Below are 4,157 nucleotides of genomic sequence, written 5' to 3' on the forward strand. Positions count from 1 at the left end.
CCTTGTGGGGGAGATGTCCGGCAGGACAGAGGGGGGCGCGAAGGAACGCCGACCTATGCCTCGTCATTCTAGGGCGAGGCAAGGAGCGAAGCGACGCGCGCAGACCCTAGAATCCATGCCGATACCTTGGTCAAGAAATGCAACGGTCCGGAATAGTCGCCGTCAGCAGCATCAACTGAGAGAAATCGCTGAAGCGCCGGTCGCGCCAACGGCACGGGTGATCGAGAAGACCAATCCAGAAGGGTGCGAGTTGCTTCACGGGATTGGCCGATGAACGTTCTGGACCGTGGTGGCTCTCAACCGTCACGGCATGGATTCTAGGGTCTGCGCGCGTCGCTTCGCTCCTTGCTTCGCCCTAGAATGACGAAGTGAAAGAGGGCGCCCCCCTCTGGCCTGCCGGCCATCTCCGCCACAGGGGGGAGATTAAGCGCTCCGTCGACGGTGATCCCCTAAATCAACTTCTCCAGCGTAATCGGCAGATCCCGCACCCGCTTCCCCGTCGCGTGGAACACCGCGTTCGCAATCGCCGGCGCGATGCCCACGATCGCCAGTTCCCCAACCCCCTTGCCGCCGAGGGCGGAGGAGTGCGGGTCGGGGATGCCGACCGAGATCGTCTGGATGTCGGGAATGTCGGCATTGGTCGGCAGCATGTAGTCGGCGAAATTGCCGTTGACGATGCGGCCGTGGCGGCGGTCGACGATGCCTTCCTCGAGCAGCGCCTGGCCGATACCCATGATGATGCCGCCCTTCCACTGGCTTTCCGCCAGCTTGGGATTGTAGAGCCGGCCCGAATCCAGCGCCGACACCACGCGCGACACGCGCACCGTGCCGAAATCCTCATCCACCCGCACCTCGACGAAATGCGCGCACCAGGAATGGCGCGACCAGTCGCCCTCTGTGTGCGGGATCGACTTGGCGATGGTCGTGTAGTTCGCGTAGCGCTCCTCAGCTGTCGTGCTGGCTGGCAGCGTATCGCCCTTGGCCTCGATCTGCTCACGGCCGACAGCAGTCATGAACTCGGCGATCGACAGCTCCGGTCCTTCGCCGCGCGGCGAGGCGATGCGGCCGTCCCGCACTTGCAGCGTGTTCGCCTGCAGCTTCTGGAACGGCGAGCGCGGATCGGAGAGCGCCAGGCCGATGAGCTCGTCCAGCGCCTGGCCGGCCGCCTTGTAGACGGCGCCGGTCATGACGCCCGCCAGGCGCGAGCCGCCGGTGACGCCCGCGCGGGCGAAGTGGGAATCCCCGAGCTTCACCGACACGCGTTCCACCGGAACGCCGAGCGTCTCGGCCGCCGTTTGCGCCAGGATCGTGTAGGTGCCCTGACCCATGTCAATGGAGGAGCTTTCGACCACGACCGAACCGTCGGCGAGGATCTTCACCACCGCCTCGCCATGCGCGCGCCGCACCGGATACGTGCCGGCGGCCATGCCCCAGCCGACGAGCTGACGGCCGTCGCGCATCGAGCGTGGCGCCGCCGAGCGCTTCGCCCAGCCGAAGGCTTCGGCGCCGGCGGCAAAGGCCTCGCGCAACTGGCGCGTCGACCACGCCTTCTTCGCGTGTGGATCCTGTTCGGCATAATTGATCAGCCGCATCTCCAGCGGATCGATGCCGAGCTCATGAGCCAGCTCGTCGATGGCGCATTCGATGCCGAAGGCGCTCGGGTTCTCGCCCGGCGCGCGCTTTGCTCCCGGCACCACCGTGTTCACCCGCACCACATTCTGCTTCGACGAGAAATTCGGCGTGGCATACATGATCGAGGTGACGGAGCCGAGCGGCTCGACCCACATGCCGTCGACCGCGGTTTCGTTGACGCCGCGATGCACGATCGACTGGATCCTGCCATCCCTATCGGCGCCGATCGCCACCGTCTGCCGTGTCGCGGCGCGGCCACCATAGGAGGTGAAATTCTGCGGGCGGTTGAGCACCAGCTTGACCGGCCGCCCCAGCATCTTGGCTGCGGCCGCCGCCACCGCGCTGTGTGCCAGCGCCAGCGCCTTCGACCCGAAACCGCCGCCGATATAGGGCGAGACCAGCCGCACATTCTCGAACGGCACGCCGAACCACTCGGCATAAGTGCGCGCCATCCCGTCAAGCCATTGGCTCGGCTCCCAGATGGTCAGCTCGTCGCCTTCCCAGCGCGCGATCAGCCCATGCGGCTCCATCGCCGCCTGGAACTCGCGCGGCGTGTTGTAGGCCGCGCAGATGCGCACCGGCGCGGCGGCGAAGGCGGCTTCAGCATCGCCCCATTCCTTGGTCATGGCGTCGATCGGGATGCCGTCGCCGGCCTTGCCGTCGCTCAAATCGACGATGGCCGGCGTCTCGTCATACCAGACCTTGACCAGCGCCGCGGCTGCGACCGCCTGCTCGAAGCTCTCGGCTACCACCGCCGCGATATGCTGGCCCGAATAGGTGACCTCGCGGGCGAGGGGGTTGTAGGTCGGCTGCGACGGCGGGTTGCCCAGCCAGTCCGATGCGCCGTTCAGTTCCATGATCGTGTCGGGCGTGAGCACCGCGAGAACGCCAGGCGCGGTCTCGGCCGCGCGGCTGTCGATGGCCGAGACCGTGCCGGCGGCGATTGTAGCGCCGACCAGCACGGCATGCGTCAGCCCTTCGAGCTGCTGCTCGAAGGCGTACTTTGCCGCGCCCGTGATCTTGGCCGGGCCGTCGACGCGCGACAGCCTTCCGCCCACCGCTTCGAGGCGCGCGCTGTCCGACGCGGCGTGCTTCATGTCATGAACGGTCATGCCGTCTCTCCCAATTTGAGGATGGCGCGCGCGATGACGCGCGGCGCCAATGCGATCTTGTAGTGGTTGGCGCCATGGTCGACGGCGCCTTCCATGGCGAGCTCGCTCGCCTCGCGGACGGTCGCTTCGTCGAGCGCCTTGCCCCTTAGCGCGTCCTCGACAGCGCGGACCCGCCACGGCTTCGTCGCGACGCCGCCAAGTGCCACGCGTATGTCACGCACGGTACGGCCATCGCTTTCGAGCTCCAGCCCGACGGCGGCGCTGGCCGCGGCGAATTCATAGGACTGGCGGTCGCGCACCTTGATGTAGGTCGAGCGCCTGGCGGCGGCCGAGCCGGGGATTTCGATGGCCCTGATCACCTCGCCGGGGCGGATGTCGTGCTCCTGCTCGGCGGTGGCGCCCGGCGCAAGGAAGAAATCCTCGACCTTGAGCTTGCGTTCCCCGAGATCGACCTCGGCGTCGAAGGCGACGAGCGCCACCGCGAGATCCCCCGGATAGGTGGCGATGCAGGCTTCGCTCACGCCAAGTACCGCATGGCCGCGCGTCACGCCGCCGATCGCCGAGCAGCCGCTGCCCGGCGCGCGCTTGTTGCAGGCCGGGAAGTTGGCTGGATCACGGAAATAGGGGCAGCGCGTGCGCTGCATCAGATTGCCGCCGATGGTCGCCATGTTGCGCAACTGCGCCGACGCGGCCTGCCACAGCGCTTCCGAGACGGCCGGGAAGTGGCTCTTCACTTGCGGGTTGTCGGCGACATGGCTCATCCTGGCCAGCGCGCCGATGACGGCGCGGTCGGCGGTCACGTCGATGGCGTTGAGCCCTTCGATATGGCTGATGTCGATCACAGTCGAAGGTTCGGCGACGCCGCATTTGGCAAGGTCGATCAGCGTCGTGCCGCCGGCAAGCAGCATCGCGCCGGGCAGGGCGGCCGCATTACGGGCGGCCTCGATACTGTCGGCGCGGAAGTAGGAAAAATCTCTCATGAGCGCAGCTCCTGTGCGGCCTGGCGGACGGCGGCGACGATGTTCGGATAGGCGCCGCAGCGGCAGAGATTGCCGGCCATGTATTCGCGGATTTCCTCGTCGGAACCGGCATGGCCCTCGCGGATGCAGGCCACCGCCGACATGATCTGCCCCGGCGTGCAATAGCCGCACTGGAAGGCGTCCTGTTCGAGGAAGGCGGCCTGCACGGCGTTGAGCGTGCCGTCCTGGTCGGCCAGGCCTTCGATGGTGGTGATCTCGCGGCCTTCGACCTGGGCGGCCAACGTCAGGCAGGCGAGCACGCGCTCGCCGTCGACATGGACGGTACAGGCGCCGCACTGGCCCTGGTCGCAGCCTTTCTTGGTGCCGGTGAGGTGGAGGCGGTCGCGCAGCGCGTCGAGCAGCGTCACGCGCGGCTCGGTCTCCAGCGTATGGT

At 67.3% G+C, this 4,157-nt stretch carries 3 protein-coding genes; all 3 read right to left on the reverse strand.

The window, feature by feature from the left end:
* Positions 1-449: 449 nt before the first annotated feature.
* From EOA27_RS25240 to EOA27_RS25250, 3 genes are read right to left on the reverse strand one after another with little or no spacing between them, the layout of a single operon-like run.
* On the reverse strand, positions 450-2,744 hold the full coding sequence (locus tag EOA27_RS25240; RefSeq protein ID WP_126083357.1) for a xanthine dehydrogenase family protein molybdopterin-binding subunit: 2,295 nt from the start codon (positions 2,742-2,744) through the stop codon (positions 450-452).
* Entirely contained in the window at positions 2,741-3,724 is a 984-nt protein-coding gene (locus EOA27_RS25245; protein ID WP_127257528.1) for a xanthine dehydrogenase family protein subunit M, read from the reverse strand. Before EOA27_RS25245 ends, EOA27_RS25240 begins: the two co-directional genes overlap by 4 nt.
* A complete protein-coding gene (locus tag EOA27_RS25250) occupies positions 3,721-4,149 on the reverse strand; it encodes a (2Fe-2S)-binding protein (RefSeq protein WP_127257530.1) in 429 nt (142 codons plus the stop codon). The genes EOA27_RS25245 and EOA27_RS25250 overlap by 4 nt, the downstream gene beginning before the upstream one ends.
* Positions 4,150-4,157: the final 8 nt, after the last annotated feature.

It is taken from the genome of Mesorhizobium sp. M2A.F.Ca.ET.037.01.1.1 (genome assembly GCF_003998075.1).
Lineage (GTDB): Bacteria > Pseudomonadota > Alphaproteobacteria > Rhizobiales > Rhizobiaceae > Mesorhizobium.

Excerpts from the sequence above, each read along its gene's own strand:
- EOA27_RS25240 (WP_126083357.1), bottom strand. The coding sequence starts at position 2,744 with ATGACCGTTCATGACATGAAGCACGCCGCGTCGGACAGCGCGCGCCTC.
- EOA27_RS25245 (WP_127257528.1), bottom strand. The coding sequence starts at position 3,724 with ATGAGAGATTTTTCCTACTTCCGCGCCGACAGTATCGAGGCCGCCCGT.